Source organism: Slackia sp., assembly GCF_977041755.1.
In genome coordinates this window covers 40251-58438 of the sequence record NZ_CDRRGL010000004.1, presented here as the reverse complement: position 1 = coordinate 58438, position 18188 = coordinate 40251, and the positions used below count along the sequence as shown (strand labels likewise).

The following is an 18188-nucleotide window of genomic DNA, read 5'->3' as shown; positions in this document are numbered from 1 at the left end:
AGTCAATGCGCCAACCCGCATTGTTCTTGCGCGCATTGAAGCGATAGCTCCACCACGAATACGCGCCCTCCACATCGGGATGCAGCGTGCGGAACGTATCCACAAACCCCGCATCAAGCAAATCGGTGAACTTACCGCGCTCCTCATCGGAAAAGCCCGCATTGCCGCGGTTCGTCTTGGGATTCTTCAAGTCGATTTCCTCATGCGCCACATTGAAGTCACCGCACATGACAACGGGCTTCGGATGCGCGACTTCACCGGCCCCCGTTCGCGGAAGCTCGGCGACGCACACATGCCCCTCGCCTGCCGCCTGAGCTTGCACAGGCACGCCCGCAGGAATCACGCCGGCCTCAAGCCCCTTGCAGAAATCACGAAACGCATCATCCCAGGCCATGCGATGGTCTATGCGGGCCAAGCCATCTTGCGCGTTCGGCGTGTAGACATCAACGAGCCAAAACTCAGGGAACTCCAACGCCACAATGCGCCCTTCGGTATCAAGCTCGGGCACTCCCAAACCATGAAGCGCGCGCAGCGGTTCGCGGCGCGTAAAAATCGCGGTGCCTGAATAGCCCTTCTTCTCGGCATAGCTCCAAAACTGCAGGTAGCCAGGAAGATCAAGATCGATCTGACCCTCTTGCAATTTCGTCTCTTGAAGACAAATCGCATCGGCGTCCAAATCGAGCACTGAGTCCTCGAAACCCTTCTTCACCGCAGCTCGCAGGCCATTCACATTCCATGAAACCAAACGCATGACGCGCACTCCTCTTCAAAAACGAAAAACGGGCCGGATAACCCAGCCCGTCAAGTGTAGCAGTCCGGCCGTGCGCGGCACACCGCGCCACGCATCTTCCGAATTCGTTTATTTCTCCTGCTCAGTGCCCTTCTTTTTGGAAAGCCCAAGCTTTGCCGCGATATGCAGAATGCGGTCGTGCTGCCAAATCGCAAGAATTCCGATAACCGCCGCGATGCCGAACAGAATGGCGCTTTGGCCGTAATCTCCTTCGATAAGTCTATCGGCGCCAAGCGTGCTAATGAGCACGCCGGGGATGCGCCCGACATTCGCGAGCACCACAAAGTTGCGCATGCTCATATTCGTAAGCGGAACCAGGTAGGTGAACACGTCTTTCGGCAAACCAGGAATGAGAAACAGGATGAACACCATAACATCGAGCTTTTCAGAATTCTCGAAGCGTTCAAGCTTGTTCATCCACTTCTCGGGAATCATCGCGCGAACGAACGGCGCGCCGAGCTTATGCACGATTGCGAAAATGAAGGCGCTCGAAATCACGGCGCCCACAATTACGACGAGGGCGCCAATCCATGGGCCATACATCATGCCGGCCGCGATTTGCACGACTTCGCCGGGAATGAACGCCACCACGATTTGCAGAAACTGGAAGGCGAGCAAAATAAACACGCCGCCGACGCCCGCGTTGCGCACATCTTCAAGCACGCGCTGCAAACCGTCAGGCTCGGAAAGTTCAGAAATCCACGGCGCGATAAGCACGCACACGCCCGCCATGAGCACAAAGAACAATCCCAGGCCTACCAATTTGAAAATATCGGCCTTGGTCAGGCGAGCAAGAGAGGGGCGCTCGGAAACGGGAACTTCGTACTTTTCGTTAAAGGCTTCCTTTTTCGCTTCGTATTTCTCGCGATGCTCTTCGCGCTTTTCCTGAAGCTCCTCGCGCTTTTCCTGAAACTCTTCTTTTTTCAGAGCAATCTTGCCGGTCATGCCCGACGAATCCATCGCCATCTGGTTCACCTAGTTTCATCAAAGCGCCTCACCCAAACGCATTGACGCCATTGTGACGCAAAAGACGGTGGCGCCAGGCGAAAAACCCGAATGCCACCGTCTTGCCGTAATTTCGTTAGGTTGCCGTAACAATCGATGCGGATTAAGACGAATGCCGCCAGAACGGAACTCGTTCGACTGGGCTACTCGCCCTTCGCCGCCTTGTCGAATTCGCTCTTGAACGCGGCGAACATACCTCCTATGCCAGGATCTTTGCGAGAAGGCTCCTCGTCGGCATCTTCGTCATCGTCTTCGCCTTCGTCTTCATACTCGCCATCGTCTTCGTCTTCGTACTCGTCGTCATCGGGCTCTTCGTATTCACCCTCGTCGTCGGCCGCTTCGGCAAGCGCCTCGCCCTCGATGTCGACCGCTTCGTCGTACTCTTCCTCGACGTCTTCCTCAAGATCTTCGTCGCCGGCCTTGGCCTTATCAAATTCTTCTTTGAAGGCGGCAAACATGCCCTTGGTTTTCGATTCGCGCTCGGCGACCTCTTCGCCCACTTCGGTCTCTTCGCCCGCAGCAGCCTTGTTGAACTCTTCCTTGAATGCGCCAAACGCGTCTTTAGTCGCGCTCACTTGGCGACCAACGCCTTCGGCGCCCTCTTTCACCGCAGCGCCCGCAGCAGCCGTCGCGGCCTCAACCTTGGGCTTTGCGGCATCAGCCGCTTCCTTGGCGGCGGCGGCCGTTTCCCGCGCGCGAGCTCCGGCCTTCGCCGTGAATTTGCCAGCCGCCTCGGCCCAACCGCCTTCGGGAGAAAGTTCCCACACGTTGTCGGAAACCAAAATCGCGCCCTTGAACACGACCTCTTCGCCCGCTTCGCGCGAATCTTCCTTCACGGCCAAATCGGCACCCATGCCATGCTTAAAGCCCGCAATACAGCTCGCCGGCACCTCAAGCGTTCCCAGAAGAAGCTTCGCCGTAGCACCGTTGCTCGCCTCTACGGCTTCGACCTGGCCCGTTTCGATATCGAACGTGATGTTGCTCACGAAGCCGACCGCCGTTTCGTCGGCGGTCATGATCGGCAGGCCTTCCCACAGAACGCACTTATCCCAATCGAGCCCCATGGCTCGACATACCGCATGGCCCGAAGTGGGCGCATCAGGTTTGATGCGAATGCGGCCGTCAACGAAGTCGAACCCGTCGAGCGCCACGAAAATGTCTTTGCGGTGGAACATCCACAGCAAATCGGGACGCTTCACTATAAAACCAATGCAGCGTCGCTCGGTCGGGTGGAACACGCACGATTTCACCTTGCCGATGCGCTTCGTTCCCTTCTTGCCGCCCACAACGCGGAGCTTTCGAATATCGTGGCTTGTCACCAGCTTCTTACGAGCCATGTCGGCTTCCCTTCCGTTCGCGAAAAGGGCCGGCGCAAGGCCGACCCTTCATTGTGCTGTACCTGTAGCTGCGGCGTTATTCTGCCTTCTGCTCTTCTTCTGCGGCCTCTTCGACTTGCTCGACGGCCTGCTCAACAGCGGCTTCTGCCTGAAGTTCGTCTGCGACCTGCTCGGCATTCGCGGATGCTTGCTCGGCGTTTTTCGCCACCTGGGCGGCAATGCGCTCGCGGGCGGCGTCAATCTTCGCGCGCAGCTCGTCGTTCTTTTCGGCGAATACGGGCTTCACGCCCTCGGCCGCCTCATGCGCGCGGCCCGCAACGACCTGAGCGCCCTGGGCGATAGCGTCGGCGGCCTGCTTGCCGCGATCGGACGCGGTTACATACGCCTGCTGGGCGCCCTGAGCGACATTGGTGTACGCCTGCTGAGCAGAAGCGGCGACGTTCGTGTAAGCAGCCTGCGCGTTTGCGGCTGCGGTGCCGTAGGCCTGCTGGGCATTTTGAGCGGCATTGCCGTAGAACTGCTGAGCATCAACCGCGACCTGTGCGCCCAAGCCTTGAGCCTGGCCCCACATTGCCTGGGCCTTATCGGCCACCATCGCGCGCGTCTCAACGCCCGTGCGAGGAGCGTAGAACAATGCGACTCCCGCGCCGATCAATCCGCCCACCAGGAACATACCGAGTTTGTTGTTCATATTTGCCTCCTCGAGTACGCGCCGCCGCCACGCAACGACGTTGTTATCGTTATTGGGGTCATTATAAGAGAAAACGCCCGCACGAACGCGAGCGTTGCCGTTATGTTGAAGCGAAAGACCGAAGCGCCGAAAACGAGAATTCGCACAGTACGCAGAGCTGCCGGCGACCCATGCCCGCCGCGAGCGCAAGAGCCTCGGGCGATTTCCGAGCTTACTCAAAACGATCGGGAATCGGGCCAGGCGATGCGCACAAAGCGCCGGTGCCGGAACGCCCGCCTAACGAGCTCGCGCGAGCAAGGCGTCGTTCAGCCCGCGCTGCGCGACGGCGAGCGCCTGGCGAGCAACATGCTCGTCGGCATAACTCACCTGCACGCACGCTTTGCGCTCGGAGCGATTCGACCACGCGGTTTTGCCGACAAACACCACCTTGCTGGGCGATTCATCAAGCCGAGCCTGCTCGTCAATAACCAAATGCTCGAGCACATGGGGAATCGACGTGTTTGCGGCCACGCTCATAAACGTTTCGCCACGCTCATTCACGCACGTGTGCGACAGGATATTCGGAAAGCGCGGCAAAAGGTCGGCGATAAGCGCCGGCGTAGCAAAGCAGAATCGCTCATCGGATACTTCCACATGAGCAACCATGCGGTCGGGCAGAACCTCGATAGCCACGATTCGGCACGCCCACTGAAAAACCGGCGGCGCTTGAGTGGATTCAAGCGATTTTCGTTGGGAAAACAAGGCTACGCTCCTGCAGCCGCGCCCATCGCGCCAGGCTGCACGGCATTCGATCCGGGAGACAAATCGCCCGAGCTCGAGTTAAGCGCTTCGGCGATTTTGGCGCTTTCCTCTTCATCTAACGCAGGAGCCGAAGACGCAGAGGACGCCGACTCATCGGTCGTTTCGGTTCGAGCGGCTGAATCGCCAGCTGCTTCACCGGAAGTTTCGGCCGATGCTTCGCCCGAGGCTTCGCTTGAATCGCCAGAATCCTGAGCGCTGGCGCCTTCCTGGCCTTGGCCAGCATTCATAAGAGCCGCCGCTTCATCGGCCGAAAGCACGCGAGGCTCCCCATCGGTTGAGTCGGAGTATTTCTGGAACACCGTTTGGGACCCGTCGGACTCGGTGATAGTGAGCGTCGCACGGTCTCGCGAGAACTCGTATGAGCCGCCGCCCGTAAGATCGACGAACGTATAAGAAATCGTTTTGCTCTTCGTATCCAGGGTGTATTTGAAATCGACCGAATCGGGCATATGGATTGCTTCGGCATCGATAACCACGAGCGCGGTGCCGTTGGCGGTAAGCCATTCGCCCTGGATATCGGCCGAATCGTCAAAGCGAAGCCACGTATCCCATGCCCAGAATGCAGCCACGGCAGCGCATGCGACAAGCACTGCCGCAAAGCATACGGCGATGATTTTAAGAATGCGGTTGCGGTGCTCCGAAGAGTGGGGCTTTGCCACCGCTCCCCTGCGCGAGGGGCGATTGCGCGACGACGAGCCTGCATCAGGGGAGCACGTCTCATCCAATGCGGAATTCGAGGGGGCATCTGCGCCAGACGAGGCCGACGCGCCGGCACGGCCCGACTCGGCCACACTCGGCGAAAACGCCGTTTCCTGCGCGACAGGAACTTTCTGCGCGGGCGCCGATTCCTTCGTCGCCGCGGCCACGGCCGACCCGCGGGCGGTTTTTTCTTTCAGCGATTTTTTCTTGCGCGATTTCGCCGCGGCCTTGCGGCCAAGCCACTCTCCCGCAGCCGCCTCGGCGCTGGAGGCATCGTCTCCCAGGTCAAACGAATCGGCTGGTTCAAGAAATTCTTTTGCGGGCTGCGGAACAGACTGGCGCACGGAAGGGCGTGCATGAGAGTCGTTCGAACGAGACTTGACCATTCCTACTGCAGCCCTTTCTTGAATTTCACTATGAACCCCATGCCGAACCGAGCAGCGATTCCACGTCGCTTTGCGAAACCTGCCACCCATCATCGCCCTGCTCGAGCGTGAGCAGCACGCGCACCGTGCGCGGCTTTTGCTTGTCGATCGAATCGAGCAGCGCTTCTTTCAAATGTGCGCGATAAGCATCCTCGTCGTCATACGACAAGGCATCGCCCGCCACCTCGCGAGCGAACGAATCAACTGCGCTCGCTATGTTTTTCGAGGTCACATCGACGTCGACCCAAGCCATGCCGTTGTATACATCAGCTTGGACAACCTTGCATTCGAACTCCGAGCGCAAACGCGGAGCCAAATCGGAGGCGTCGATATCCAAATCGGCGAGCGAGTAGCTCCTCTCGTCAACGACGGAATCGTATGCGTCCACGAATTCCTGTACGCAATCGAGGAACTGGCTATCTTCATCGGCGGCGAGCGCATTGAGAGCCTGCTGCACATCGGCCGTCGCTCGCTTCGACTCGTCGTTTTTCGCGGCATCGTCAGACGAAGACGAACGCGCGCTCGACGAATTTTGCGACGACGCATCGCCCAGACGGGTGTCGAGGGGAGACTTCTGCGCAAAACCGATCGCCCACAACGCGAAAATCAAGGCGGCAACAACGATGCATGCGGCAACCAGGGCCACGACAGTAGAGGCGGTAACCACGCGTTTGCCGCCGTGAGCCTTTCCCGTGCCCTTGAGCTTTGCCCGCGATGCAGCTGAGCCCCGCGCGCTTCCGCTTTCCTGCTGGAGTTCCTCATCGGGCGCAGGGCTCGACGACTCCGGCGCATATTTCGGCGGAGGGGGCGGTGGGGGCGCCGCAGCGCCCCGTGTATCGTCGCGAAGAGGTTCGGTCATTCGTGCGCCTTTGCGTTTTTACGCTTCAGCCTTGATGTATTCCATGCCGCCCATGTAGGGAACGAGCACGTCAGGCACCCTGATGGAGCCGTCGGCCTGCTGGTAGTTTTCCAAAATGGCAGCCATCGTGCGGCCCGCAGGCAGGCCGGATCCGTTCAGCGTATGAACGTAGCGCGTGCCCTTGAAGTTCGCGGGGTCGCGATACTTGATGTTCGCGCGACGCGCCTGGAAGTCGCCGCAGTTCGAGCAGCTGGAAATCTCTTTGTATGCGTTGTAGCTGGGCAGCCACACCTCGACGTCGTAGGTCTGGCGTGCGGAAAAGCCCAGGTCGCCCGTGCACAGAGAAATAACGCGGTAGGGCAGCTCGAGCTGCTGCAGCAGGTATTCGGCTTCGGCGGTCATGCTCTCGAGCTGGGCATCGGAATCTTCGGGCGTGGCGAACTTCACCATCTCGACCTTGTCGAACTGATGCTGGCGAATGATGCCACGCGTGTCGCGGCCAGCCGAGCCAGCCTCTTCGCGGAAGCACGGCGTGAACGCGGTGTACCACTTCGGCAAATCGGCAGCATCGAGCACTTCGCCCGCATGCAGGTTGGTAAGCACGACTTCGGCGGTAGGAATAAGGAAGTTGTCGCCGGAAACGTGATATGCGTCGTCTTCGAATTTGGGAAGCTGGCCCGTGCCGAACATGGTCTGACGCTTCACGACGATAGGCGGCCACCACTCTTTGAAACCGCGGGACGTGTGCGTATCGAGGAAGTAGTTGATGAGCGCACGCTCGAGACGAGCGCCTGCGCCGCCGAGCACCGTGAAACGGCTGCCCGAAAGCTTATTGCCACGATCGAAATCGAGAATGTCCAGGTCGGTGCCAAGATCCCAATGGGGCTTGAAATCGAAATCGAACTCGCGCGGCGTGCCCCAGCGACGGCGCTCGGGGTTTTCGCTTTCGTCTTTGCCCACTGGAGTGGCGTCGCACGGAATGTTCGGCGAGCCCACCAAAATGTCATTGAGCTTGGCGTCGACTTCTTCGCGCTTGGCGCTTGCCTCGGCGAGCTTTTCGTTGATCTGGCGAACCTGCTCCTTGGCAGCTTCGGCCTCTTCCTTTTTGCCAGCGCCCATGAGCTTGCCGATTTCCTTAGAAGCGGCATTGCGCTCGGCCTGCAGGCTTTCCTCGGCGGAAATAGCCTCGCGACGCTGTTCATCGAGCGATGCGAACAGCTCGGCATCCCACGGGAAATTGCGGTTCGCCATTGCCTGGGCAACGGCTTCCTGGTTATCGCGAACATAGCGAATATCAAGCATGGCCTGGCACTCCTTCAAGTGACTGCGACGCGCGGCGCGCCGCCTTCGGTGGCTTTGAGCCCCGCGCGCATCGCGAGGGGCAATAGAAACATATCGCCAAAGTATAGCCCAAACGCGCACGCTTCAAGCCACGCGCCGCCCCGCCTGCGCGAAGGTTGCACAAGAAAGGGCTGAACCAGCCATAAGGCGCCAGACGCAGTATCCCTCTGTTTATTCGTTTTACGCTCCCGGCACGCCCTCTATAACGATGAACACCGTATCGTCCCCGAGCACAAGGCGGTCGCCCGCGCTCAGCCGCGACATCGCGCCTTCATGCACAACCGAGCGCTCGCCCGTGGCGCCGCTCACGATTTCCGTGCCGTTCGTGGACCCAAGGTCGCGCACAAACCACGCCGCGCCTTCACGCACGAGACGCGCGTGGTGGGCCGAAGCGCCCGCCCCCACGTCGGCGATATCGCCATCGCCCAAGGCAAGCGCGCCAATTTCAATCTCTTTGCTGCCGGGGTCGACCCAGTGGGGCGAGCCCTTCACGTAGCCATCGACGACGCGAAGAAGGCCGAGCGACAAAGGAAGCGGCTCTATTTCACGCACGTCTTCGGCTTCATCGTCGCGCATCATAACGGCAGGCGTGGCCGCGAGCCTGCCACCGTGCGAGGTTTGCGCATACTCAAGCGCAAACGCGGCCGCCTTGCGAGCGCTTCCCATGCAACCGGCCGAGATGAACAGCACCATGGCCACGTCGGCCCGCTCGTCTTCGGAATAGCCCGACCCGCACACCAGGCGGTCGAACACGTTGCGCAAGACGCTCGCATCTTCGCCAATGCGCGAAAGAGCTGCCGCCATTTCGGGAATTCCCTGGTCGCGAAGCATGATAAGCACATCACGCCCCCGCATGGAACGATTGGTGCGAGAACGAAGGCGCGCCATGACGCGAAGCGCCGCCACGCCATAGTCGCAGAAATAACGCTCCTGCAGCGAGCCCGCCGGCGCATGCACGATGAAGCGCGAGATCCACGTTCTGTCGCCGACGCGGCTTATGGGGCTCCGGCCATCCGAAAGAGGGCGATTCGACAGAATAAGGCCCGCGAGCTCTTTGTAGCTGATGCTGGCGTGCTTTTTCATCACGTCAAACAGGGCGCCGCAGGGCGTAGGGTTGTTATTCACTCTGGTCACCTTCCTTCCTTGGGTCTTCTAAAACCGAATCTTCCTGCTCGGCCGGTTCTTCCTGCTCGTCCGAAGCATCTTCGCACGCCCTATCGCCTTGGGGCTCTTCCAGCGCCGCTGCCGCAGCGCCAAACTCGCCTCGAGGTGCCGTACCCACCGGCAAGGCTCCCCGCATTTTCTTACGAGCGGGGCCGTATACCACCGCCAACGCAAAATCGGCCACAAACGGACACCATGCCGCGGCAGCGGCCGCAAAAAGGGCTGCCGCCAAACTCGCATGCGCGCTCGACGGAGCCACCGCCGCATTCGACAAAATGAAGCCCTCGACCACGCTCGCCGCCGCAACACCGAAGCTCGCCCGAATGAAGCCGGCTCGCGAATGCAGGCTCGGACCGCGAAAAACAACCCCGAGCACTGCGGGCGCGACCAGCGCGAGGGCGACCATCCAAGGCTCAAGCACCCCTTGCCATTGCAGGCCAGGCAAAAGGATGCCCACCTCCATGCCGCTCGCCGAATACGCCGCCGACGCGGCCACAACCACGAGCACTGCCGCCGAAGCCGCCCACGCGCCAATGCGCACTGCCAATCGCGCGGCAAACATATCGCGCATCGACCCCGCGCCCGAGCCATCGAACGTGCATGGGATCAGCGGCTCGCCCTGAAACGAAAGCACAACGTTTTCCAAATAGTGGCCGCAAAACGCCGAAAACGCATTGAAAGCCTCATGCGCCGTGGGACGCGCCCCCTGATCGGCGGAAAGGCACGCCAAAAGCACAGAGGCGAGCTGGTCGTCGACGAATGCAAGCACATCGCGCACTTCGTCGGCGCTCGGGGCTTGCGCTGCATTCGAGCACGCGCGACGAAGAGCCTTGTCCACTTCCGGCTCGCAAAGAACCACAGCGGCGATATCGGCCGCCGCAGCATGCGCGAACACGGGGTGGGCAGGAGCGGTTTCGGTTTTTACGCGATACGGAGAGAACGCACGGTTCGATGCTTCGGCATCTTTTCCCGAGCCTTTTTCGCTTCCCGAATCGGCCGCATCGCCCGAACCTGCCGCGGGCCGTGCGGTTTCCGCCTCCAAGTCAAACGGCGCACGCCCGCAAGCGAGCCGGTATATCACGCTCGCCGTCGCATACACATCGATCTTGGGCGATTTGCGCAGCGCATCGATTCCCGCGATATCCTCCGTAAGCATCTCGGGCGGCGCAAAATCGGCCGTCGCCTTGCGAGTAAGAGAGCTGACTCTCGTAAACGACGAGCCCTGCATCTCCTCCGGCGTCGACGACCCGAAATCGATAAGGCACACGTCGAAAAAGCCTTCCTCAACCTGTTCGGCAAGAGAAAGGCGAGACGTGCGAACCATCACATTGGCGAGCGAGATGTCGCGATGGACAAAGCCACCTTCAAGGAAATCAAGGTGTGCGAGCAGATCAAACACGTCGCGGCCGATTTGGGCAGCCACAAGCGTAGACATGCGGCCAGCCCCGTCAACCGCAAGGGCGTCGCATACATGCACGAGCGTTTCGCCGCACACCCATTCCATAACGATGGCAGGCGTGCCCACGACCTCGCCCATCCCATACAAATGAGGAAATCCCTTGAGGCCCGAAACTGCCTTGTGGCACTCGAATTCCTGACGAAACGCGGTTTTCAAACCTGCTTCATACCGTTCGTATTCAGCATCGCTCGCACGCTCATCGCGCTCGGGTATAACGAGCGTTTTCAGCGCGAACTGCTCGCCAAGCACATTGGTCGCGCGCACGACCGACCCAATGCCGCCGCGACGGCGCGTAGATTCGTCGACGAAGAGCGTGCCGAAACGGCGCTTGTACGAATCGAGCGCTTCGCCCTGCATGCCGGCAGCTGGTTCGAAGTGCGCAACGCTCACTACCCGAGCGCCGCTGAAAGGGTCACCGCCCCCATCGATCGCAGAATGCCCCAATGGCCGCGAACCGCGCGGCCCCGAAAGCCAACCACTCATGCCAAGCTCCTCGCCCTATCTTCATGCGCGCGGTAACTCGCATAGGTCGCAGAGGTGTCCACAGCGCTCGCCGAGCCCGACTGCTTTGCGATTCCCCACTGATTCACGAGCGCGGCCGACATGGTGCCCAAATCGTTCACCATGCACTGAATCTCGCTCCAAAAATTGCCATAGCGAGAACGCTCGGCCACGGGAATCTTTCTGTTGAGTTCTACCTTCATGGAGTCAATTGAGTTGTCGTAAATAAGCATTTCGGAATACCATTGCGCGGCATCCCCGAAATCGCCCAAGTCGGCATCGTGTTGCAAATGCCCCGAAGACTCGCGCAGGCTGCCAGAAAGCTGCACGCATTGATTGAACCGATCAACGAGAAACGCGTGAAATTCATTTTCTTCGGCGGCCGTAAGGCCCGACGCCGGCGCGGCGCCACCCGATCCGCTAGCAGCGCCGTCCGAATCTTCTGAGCCAGCAGGGCTTCCGCCCGACGGGCCCGATTGGTCAGAGCCGCCCGACGCCCCACCCGAAGAGAGATTGCCCGATGAAGGGTTTTGTGTTTTGACGGATTCAGTCTTCGAGACGGTCGCCTCGGTCGATTGAATCGCGGAAGCGAAAAAACTCGAGAACGTAAGCGCAGAAGAGGCCGAAACGTCGGAAGAGGGCCCATTCCCGTCAACGGAAGAAACCTCGCTCGAGCCACCACCGACGAGCGCGCGAATAATGCCCTCAGGCGATGCGGCGTTGCTCTTCTCAGCATGAAAAGACGCATACGAACTCGGCATGGAAAAGCCAGGGAAGAGCGCCGCATACAACAGAGAACTTGAAAGCAAAAGCGCAAAAGAAAATGTCACGAGCGACGCGGCGGCCGGCGCAAGCTTCACCCGCTTGCGGGGGTTCGATACCTCAATCTCACCGCCCAGTCTCTTCAAAACCCGCCAACCTTTCCCTTCGCGACGCATTTGCTTCACCAATGACCGCTTATAGTACCGCAAAGCCCCGCAGTCTTCGGGCGCACGCTCGTTAACGGCCCCCTTAATCCGCTGGCAACCGACCGCCGAAGCGCACGAACGCGACCGCGCACGGGCTCGCCAAGCCATCCGCCAAGCCCCCGGCGAAAACGCAAACGCGCCCGCGCAAAACGGCCCGCATGCGCCCAAAAACACGCTAAGCGCCACAAGCGCGTAATCCCCCCGCACGCACGCCCCGTCCCGCGAGGTTGTTTGGTTCTCTGCAATATGAACAAGTCTCGCCCAACTTCTGCGCACAATCGTTTAGAATCGCAGATGCGCGAAGGCGCAATTACTCATCTAAAACTTAGGAAGATCGTCATGAGCATAGAGTCGCTGTACCACTTTTTCTTCGAGTCATTCGCTGGCGTGGGCATTCTGGTGCTTGCGGGCCTCGTGATTTCGGTTTTGGTGTGCGTGATTATGGAGTGGCGCACCCGCCAAGCGTTCAAGGATCGCGGCGAGGTCGAAGACGATGATGACGATTTCACCTTCTTCGATGACGATGACGACGAGGACGAGTAGTCTCTGAACCAACTGGGCACCTCAGGCCCCAACCGTCGAAAGAAATGCCGACCTCGTGTCGGCATTTTTATTTGGAAGATATCGCCCGCGAAAACGAGCGCCTCCAAAAAGCAGTCCCATGGCACCGAAACCAAAAATCTCGCTTTTTTCGAAAAAGGTGCTTGCATCCATGAATCGCTTCGGATATAGTACTAACTCGCTTCGCAAGAAGCCACGCGGGTGTGGCGGAATTGGCAGACGCGTACGGTTCAGGTCCGTATGGGGGCAACCCCATGAAGGTTCAAGTCCTTTCACCCGCACCACTTAAAACTTGAGACCAGGAGTTCACTCCTGGTCTTTTTTATTTCATCGAATATGCGGCCCAGTCTTTGGACCCAACGTCGCTTCAAACAAAGCGACCTTTAGCGCGAGCGGCTCTTCAAACAAGGTTTCACAGAAAAACAAGCGCCATCTGCGCAAACATCAAAAAACGACGCGCACCTTGCCCCATAAAACCAAGCCGCCTTCATTCCGCAAACTCCGCCCCACAGGCCCAAACCAAGCCGACTGGCTTTTCGACCCAAAAACGCACGAAGGCCCCGCGCTCGTCTTGAACACGGGGCCTTCGGAAGCAGCCAAAATCTGAATTAGTCTTCGCTGATCTCGGTGATGCAGCCCATGGGGCATTCCTCGACGCAGTCGCCGCAGGCGATGCATGCATCTTCGTTCTCGACAACGACAACGCCGCCGGCAATCTCCAAAACGTCCTGCGGGCAAGCGTCAACGCAAATGCCGCAGCCAATGCACTCTTCGGTTTCAAGCACAGGATGAGCCATTGTGCGCTCCTCTCACTTGTGTACTCAGCTTCAACGCTGAAAATCAACACTGACAAAAACTCAAACCGGCACCCCGCCGGCTCAAATCACTGACCGCAAAATACCATGACTTGCAGCGTTTGCAAGAAGAAATTCGGAAATGGCGTTGAACGGTTCCAAGCTTTTTGTAACGCGTTAGCAAAACCCCACGTCACACGTTCAGAAGGTAGCCGCATGCAACAAATTGCATTTTCGAATTGCTCGTTTTTTTTCATAGGAAACCCTATGAATTATTTGCGGTAATCAGGTTTCTGTGGGATACTAACCACCGTGCAACCAGCAACCGCACACAATTTCATAAGTTTCGCTTACACACACCTTAAACACCGCACGAGCGAAAGGATCCATGGCACATGGCCACTAAGCTGTCTAGAACTTCATCTCCCGTCGAGGCGACGCTTTCCTTCATGTCTGACAAATGGAAAGTCCTCATTCTTCGCGACCTTCTTACCGGCACGAAACGCTTTGGCGAGCTGAAGAAATCTATCGGCAGCATCTCCCAAAAAGTGCTCACCTCAAATTTGCGTGCCATGGAAGAAGACGGCCTGCTCAAGCGTGAAGTGTTTGCCGAAGTGCCACCGCGCGTCGAATATACGCTCACCGATCGCGGCCGCAGCCTCGAGCCCGTCATCGACGCCATGCGCGTCTGGGGCGAGGCACACATGGCCGAACTCATTATTGAAGAAGAAGCCACCTACAAGCAGAACTAAGTTACGCACGTTTCAGCGTTTTGATGAGCGCCCAGTCACGCTGCTTCAATTTGTCGTCAGACAAATCTTCCTGGAACGATTCGAACGCCACGAACGGGCGCCCCAACAAGCGCGTCGCGGCATTGAGCGGCAGCTTTGCATGGTAGCCATCTGAGAGCATGGCCGCCGCAATCCCATCGGCCACGATAATCGCCGCTGGGTCAAGCGCTTCCACTACGAACGTCGCACGCGCGGGGTCGCCGACAAGCGACGCATCCACTATCACGGGGTCTGGCATGCCAATACCTGCGCATGCCGCGCAAAGCGCGGAAAACACCTGGTCAGGCAATTCGCCAAAACCAACGATGCACGCATCGGCATCCACGTCGCCCGCAATAGCCGCATCGTATTCCGCGAGCTGCTCGAACTTCGCATCGAGATACATGTTACTTTTCACTGGTTTTTTCACACCTATCCCCTTTTCTTGCTTTCAATGCAACACGCGCAGGACCATAATAGCCCCAAACCCGAGAGGCCAAACAGCAAAACCCTCTTCGGGGCAACTCCGACGGAGCAACCCGCCCGAAAGGCAACGCGCCCAATCGCCGCACTTCCAGTCGCGAGCGACAACGTAACGTCTAAAAGCGAACGCCCGCCGAAAACCGTACGGATGAGCGCCCATCGCGCCCATCGCCATTTTTTGCGCCAACCCCAACGACCACCGGCCAGCGAGGCCAAAGCGTTGCCTGCGAGGCGCAGCGAGAGGAGCCACCATGTGCACCAACGGCATTAACACCGGCCAGTTCGAGCAAATGATCGAACAGATCGACGACCACATCAAGCTGGAGCGCCGCTGGGCTCACAACCTGGCCCACCAGGCAGAAGACGCGGGCTTTGAAACCGCTGGAGAGAAGCTCCACGCAGCCATGAGCGCGCTCGACGACATTCGCGCGCTGCTCGACGACGCCAAAGAAGCCCTGGAAGACGACGCCGAAAAAGCCAGCGGCGTAACCGTCAAACTGGTGTAAATCATGGCTCAAGACCTTATGAGGTTCTCGGTTGCAATGCCCGAGAGCCTCTTGGTTCGCTTCGATGCCCTGGTCGCGCGACGCGGCCTGGCGAAAAACCGCAGCGAGGTCATTCGCGACCTGGTGCGCGACGCGCTCATCGACGAAGAATGCTCCATGCCTGGCGAAGAGGTCATGGGCACGCTCACCATCGTGTTCAACCATCACACGGGAGACGTACGCGACAAACTCGACGGCATCCAGCACGAGTTCTTCGAGCAAATTGTTTCGAGCATGCATGTGCATCTCGATGCCGAAACCTGCATGGAAGTCATTATCCTGCGCGGCGAAAGCGGCCTGATTCAAACCATCTCAAATATTATCCTGGGCACAAAGGGCGTGACGCACGGGCATCTCACCATGACCTCGACGGGACATGGCATCTACGACAATCAGCCCACGCCGGGCACCGATGCCGTGAATGCTGCACGCGCTTACGCGCACGACCATCCGCATACCCACGGCCATAGCCACACGCACTAGCCCCAAGGAGCATCCATGAGAGAAGCCCTCGACATAGAAGTTCACGGCGTCGTTCAAGGCGTAGGCTTTCGCCCGTTCGTCTTCAACGCCGCGCTGCGCCACAACATCTGCGGTTGGGTGCTCAACGCCACCGCGGGCGTCTTCGTGCACGCGGAAGGCGAGCCCGAAGACATCGACGCATTGGTTATGGAAATCAATAGCAATGCGCCGGCCGCCTCGCGCGTGGACGAAATCAATATGAAAGAAGCCCCGCTCGAGGGGTTCTCCAATTTCGAGATTCGCTATTCAGACGAAGCCGAAGCCGACGCGACCACCCTGGTATCGCCCGACTTGGCAACATGCGACGAATGCGTGGCCGAGCTGTTCGACCCGCACAACCGCCGCTACCATTACCCATTCATCAATTGCACGAATTGCGGACCGCGCTTCACGATTATCGACAGCCTCCCTTATGATCGCGCGAAAACTTCCATGGCAGGCTTTCCCATGTGCGAAGCGTGCGACGCCGAATATCGCAACCCGACCGACAGACGTTTCCACGCACAGCCCGACGCATGCTTCGAATGCGGCCCTCATATCTCCTGGTGGGAAAAGGGCTTTACGGAAACCCCCGCGACGAACGAAGCCTTTGACGGCGCCGACATTGACGAAGACGGAACGTTGTGGGGCAGCACCCTTCAGGCCAGCGATGCGATTTTCGCGCGCGCAGCCGAACTTTTGCATGAAGGGGCCATTGTTGCCGTGAAGGGCCTTGGCGGCTTTCATTTAGCATGCGATGCGCGCAACCCCGAAGCCCTCGCCGAGCTGCGCCGCCGCAAACGCCGCGAAGGCAAAGCATTCGCGGTTATGTATCGCACACTCGACGACGTGCGTGAAACCTGTCAGGTCAACGATGCCGAACGCCGCTTGCTCACAGGCACGCAGCGACCCATCGTGCTCTTGAAGAAGCGCGACGACGCGAAATTCGCGGCGGGCCTCGCCGACCATCTTCCCGAACTGGGCGTTATGCTGCCGTATGCGCCGGTGCAGCACCTGCTGCTTGCCGCGTTCGGCGGTCCGCTCGTCATGACGTCGGGCAATCTGCACGATGAGCCCATTTGCATGACCGATGATGAGGCGCGCTCCCAGCTCGCGAGCATCGCCGACGCGTTTCTGGGCAACAATCGCCCCATTCGTTGCCGCTTCGACGATTCGGTCGTGCGCGTGATTTCGGCGGGAAGCGCCGGCGACGCCGTGCAAATGGTGCGCCGCGCGCGCGGGTTCGCGCCCATGCCGATTTCGCTTGCGAAGAAGGGCGACCAAACCAGCAGCCAAACAAAACGCGTGCTGTTCGCCGCGGGCCCCGAGCAAAAGAATACGTTCTGCCTGCTGCGCGGAGACGAGGCATTCGTGAGCCAGCATATTGGCGACATGGAAAACGCCGAGACGTTCGACGCGTGGCTTTCGGCAAAAAAGCATTTCGAAAGCCTGTTCCAAGCCGCACCCGAAAGCCTTGTGGCCGACATGCATCCCGAGTACCTCTCGTCGAAATGGGCCGAAGAGGCCCATCGTCGCGCAGTCGACGCAGGCGAAGAGCTGCCCCTTGAGAAAATTCAGCACCACCACGCGCACATCGTAAGCGCCATGGCCGAATGCGGCCTCGACGAGGCGACCATTGGCGTTGCCTTCGATGGCACGGGCTACGGTTACGACGGGCGCATTTGGGGCGGCGAGGTTCTGCTCGCGAATCGAACCGATTTCGAGAGGTTCGCGAACTTCGCCTACCTCCCCATGCCAGGCGGCGCGGCGGCGGTGAAAAACCCACTGCGTATGGCCTATGGGGCGCTGCACGAATTCGACTTGCTCGATCACCCCGCAGCCATCCCCGCGATTGAGGCGCTCGGCGATGCCGCCCACGTGTGCGACCACATGATTGAACGCGACCTGAATTGCCCGCGCACCTCAAGCGTCGGCCGACTGTTCGACGCCGCAAGCGCGCTTTTGGGCGTATGCGAGCACCCCGCCTACGAGGGCGAAGCCGCTGTGCTGCTGGAAGCGGCCATAAGCGACGCCTCGCTGGGCCGAAAGCGAACCATCGACCCTGAAGCCGCAGGCGACGCCTACCATATGGGCGTCTCCAAGAATTGCGCCAACCCCGACAGCACCGCGCACGACACGAGCGTCATTCTGCTCGACGCCCAGCCCGTATTCGCGAGCATGCTCGACGACATGGCGGCAGGCGTGGCGACGTCGGCCATCGCCCGCAAGTTCCACGACGCCATGGTCGAAGCCATTATGCAGGCATGCCTGGTGGCAAACGCGGCCTACGGCATTTCCACCGTTGCGCTTTCGGGCGGTGTATTCATGAACCGCTACCTGCTCGAGCATACGCTCGCCGCGCTCGAAGCCGCCGGATTCACCGTCGCGCTCAATAAAGAGCTGCCGTGCAACGACGGCGGCATTTCATTCGGACAAGCCGTCATCGCCGCAGCGCGCCACGCTGGGGCAGATGCGCAGAAATAGAGGGAGGAAC

General features: G+C 59.4%; 18 protein-coding genes and 1 tRNA gene. 6 read left to right on the top strand and 13 right to left on the bottom strand.

The window, feature by feature from the left end; all coding sequences use genetic code 11:
- The 11 genes from ACWI8T_RS01055 to ACWI8T_RS01005 form a co-directional block, all read right to left on the bottom strand.
- Window positions 1-751, bottom strand: a 751-nt coding sequence (locus ACWI8T_RS01055) for an exodeoxyribonuclease III (protein WP_449137609.1), incomplete at its 3' end; no start/stop codon positions are given.
- A gap of 108 nt (window positions 752-859) precedes the next feature.
- Entirely contained in the window at window positions 860-1756 is an 897-nt protein-coding gene (locus ACWI8T_RS01050; protein WP_449137610.1) for a TVP38/TMEM64 family protein, read from the bottom strand.
- A gap of 182 nt (window positions 1757-1938) precedes the next feature.
- Window positions 1939-3132 (bottom strand): PRC-barrel domain-containing protein, encoded by a 1194-nt coding sequence (locus tag ACWI8T_RS01045; protein WP_449137608.1) that lies wholly within the window; start codon window positions 3130-3132, stop codon window positions 1939-1941.
- A 76-nt stretch (window positions 3133-3208) separates the two neighbouring features.
- On the bottom strand, window positions 3209-3823 hold the full coding sequence (locus ACWI8T_RS01040) for a YtxH domain-containing protein (protein WP_449137607.1): 615 nt from the start codon (window positions 3821-3823) through the stop codon (window positions 3209-3211).
- Between the two features lie 276 nt (window positions 3824-4099).
- Entirely contained in the window at window positions 4100-4495 is a 396-nt protein-coding gene (locus tag ACWI8T_RS01035) for a cyanophycin synthetase family protein (protein WP_449137606.1), read from the bottom strand.
- 71 nt (window positions 4496-4566) lie between these two features.
- Complete coding sequence (locus ACWI8T_RS01030) at window positions 4567-5709, bottom strand: hypothetical protein (protein WP_449137605.1); 1143 nt, start codon at window positions 5707-5709, stop codon at window positions 4567-4569.
- A 28-nt stretch (window positions 5710-5737) separates the two neighbouring features.
- Complete coding sequence (locus tag ACWI8T_RS01025) at window positions 5738-6607, bottom strand: hypothetical protein (protein ID WP_449137604.1); 870 nt, start codon at window positions 6605-6607, stop codon at window positions 5738-5740.
- Window positions 6608-6625: 18 nt separating this feature from the next.
- Window positions 6626-7909 carry a serine--tRNA ligase gene (gene serS / locus ACWI8T_RS01020; protein ID WP_449137603.1) on the bottom strand — a complete coding sequence of 428 codons (1284 nt, stop codon included), beginning with the start codon at window positions 7907-7909 and terminating at the stop codon, window positions 6626-6628.
- 219 nt (window positions 7910-8128) lie between these two features.
- A complete protein-coding gene (locus tag ACWI8T_RS01015; RefSeq protein ID WP_449137602.1) occupies window positions 8129-9073 on the bottom strand; it encodes an FHA domain-containing protein in 945 nt (314 codons plus the stop codon).
- Entirely contained in the window at window positions 9066-10961 is a 1896-nt protein-coding gene (locus tag ACWI8T_RS01010; protein ID WP_449137601.1) for a protein kinase domain-containing protein, read from the bottom strand. The genes ACWI8T_RS01015 and ACWI8T_RS01010 overlap by 8 nt, the downstream gene beginning before the upstream one ends.
- 89 nt (window positions 10962-11050) lie before the next feature.
- Window positions 11051-11980 carry a hypothetical protein gene (locus ACWI8T_RS01005; RefSeq protein ID WP_449137600.1) on the bottom strand — a complete coding sequence of 310 codons (930 nt, stop codon included), beginning with the start codon at window positions 11978-11980 and terminating at the stop codon, window positions 11051-11053.
- A 399-nt stretch (window positions 11981-12379) separates the two neighbouring features.
- On the opposite strand from ACWI8T_RS01005, the gene ACWI8T_RS01000 reads away from it, so the two are divergent.
- Both ACWI8T_RS01000 and ACWI8T_RS00995 read left to right on the top strand, forming a co-directional pair.
- Window positions 12380-12583, top strand: a complete 204-nt coding sequence (locus ACWI8T_RS01000; RefSeq protein WP_114615307.1) for a DUF6724 family protein — start codon at window positions 12380-12382, stop codon at window positions 12581-12583.
- A 215-nt stretch (window positions 12584-12798) separates the two neighbouring features.
- Window positions 12799-12885 (top strand) — tRNA-Leu (locus ACWI8T_RS00995).
- Between the two features lie 324 nt (window positions 12886-13209).
- On the opposite strand, the gene ACWI8T_RS00990 is transcribed toward ACWI8T_RS00995, so the two are convergent.
- Window positions 13210-13398, bottom strand: coding sequence for a 4Fe-4S binding protein (locus ACWI8T_RS00990; RefSeq protein WP_114615306.1), 189 nt, complete (start codon window positions 13396-13398; stop codon window positions 13210-13212).
- A 392-nt stretch (window positions 13399-13790) separates the two neighbouring features.
- On the opposite strand from ACWI8T_RS00990, the gene ACWI8T_RS00985 reads away from it, so the two are divergent.
- Window positions 13791-14147: a winged helix-turn-helix transcriptional regulator gene (locus ACWI8T_RS00985; RefSeq protein WP_114615305.1), complete on the top strand. Its 357-nt coding sequence runs from the start codon at window positions 13791-13793 to the stop codon at window positions 14145-14147.
- Between the two features lies 1 nt (window position 14148).
- Here ACWI8T_RS00985 and ACWI8T_RS00980 read toward each other — a convergent pair whose 3' ends face one another.
- Window positions 14149-14595, bottom strand: a complete 447-nt coding sequence (locus ACWI8T_RS00980; protein ID WP_418349827.1) for a hypothetical protein — start codon at window positions 14593-14595, stop codon at window positions 14149-14151.
- Between the two features lie 304 nt (window positions 14596-14899).
- On the opposite strand from ACWI8T_RS00980, the gene ACWI8T_RS00975 reads away from it, so the two are divergent.
- The 3 genes from ACWI8T_RS00975 to hypF are packed head-to-tail and all read left to right on the top strand — an operon-like array spanning window position 14900 to window position 18178.
- Window positions 14900-15154 carry a dynein gamma chain protein gene (locus tag ACWI8T_RS00975; RefSeq protein WP_114615303.1) on the top strand — a complete coding sequence of 85 codons (255 nt, stop codon included), beginning with the start codon at window positions 14900-14902 and terminating at the stop codon, window positions 15152-15154.
- Window positions 15155-15157: 3 nt separating this feature from the next.
- Window positions 15158-15676 carry a nickel-responsive transcriptional regulator NikR gene (nikR, locus tag ACWI8T_RS00970; protein WP_123219544.1) on the top strand — a complete coding sequence of 173 codons (519 nt, stop codon included), beginning with the start codon at window positions 15158-15160 and terminating at the stop codon, window positions 15674-15676.
- A gap of 15 nt (window positions 15677-15691) precedes the next feature.
- The gene (gene hypF, locus ACWI8T_RS00965; protein WP_449137599.1) at window positions 15692-18178 is read left to right on the top strand and encodes a carbamoyltransferase HypF; all 2487 of its coding nucleotides are present in this window, start codon (window positions 15692-15694) and stop codon (window positions 18176-18178) included.
- Window positions 18179-18188: the final 10 nt, after the last annotated feature.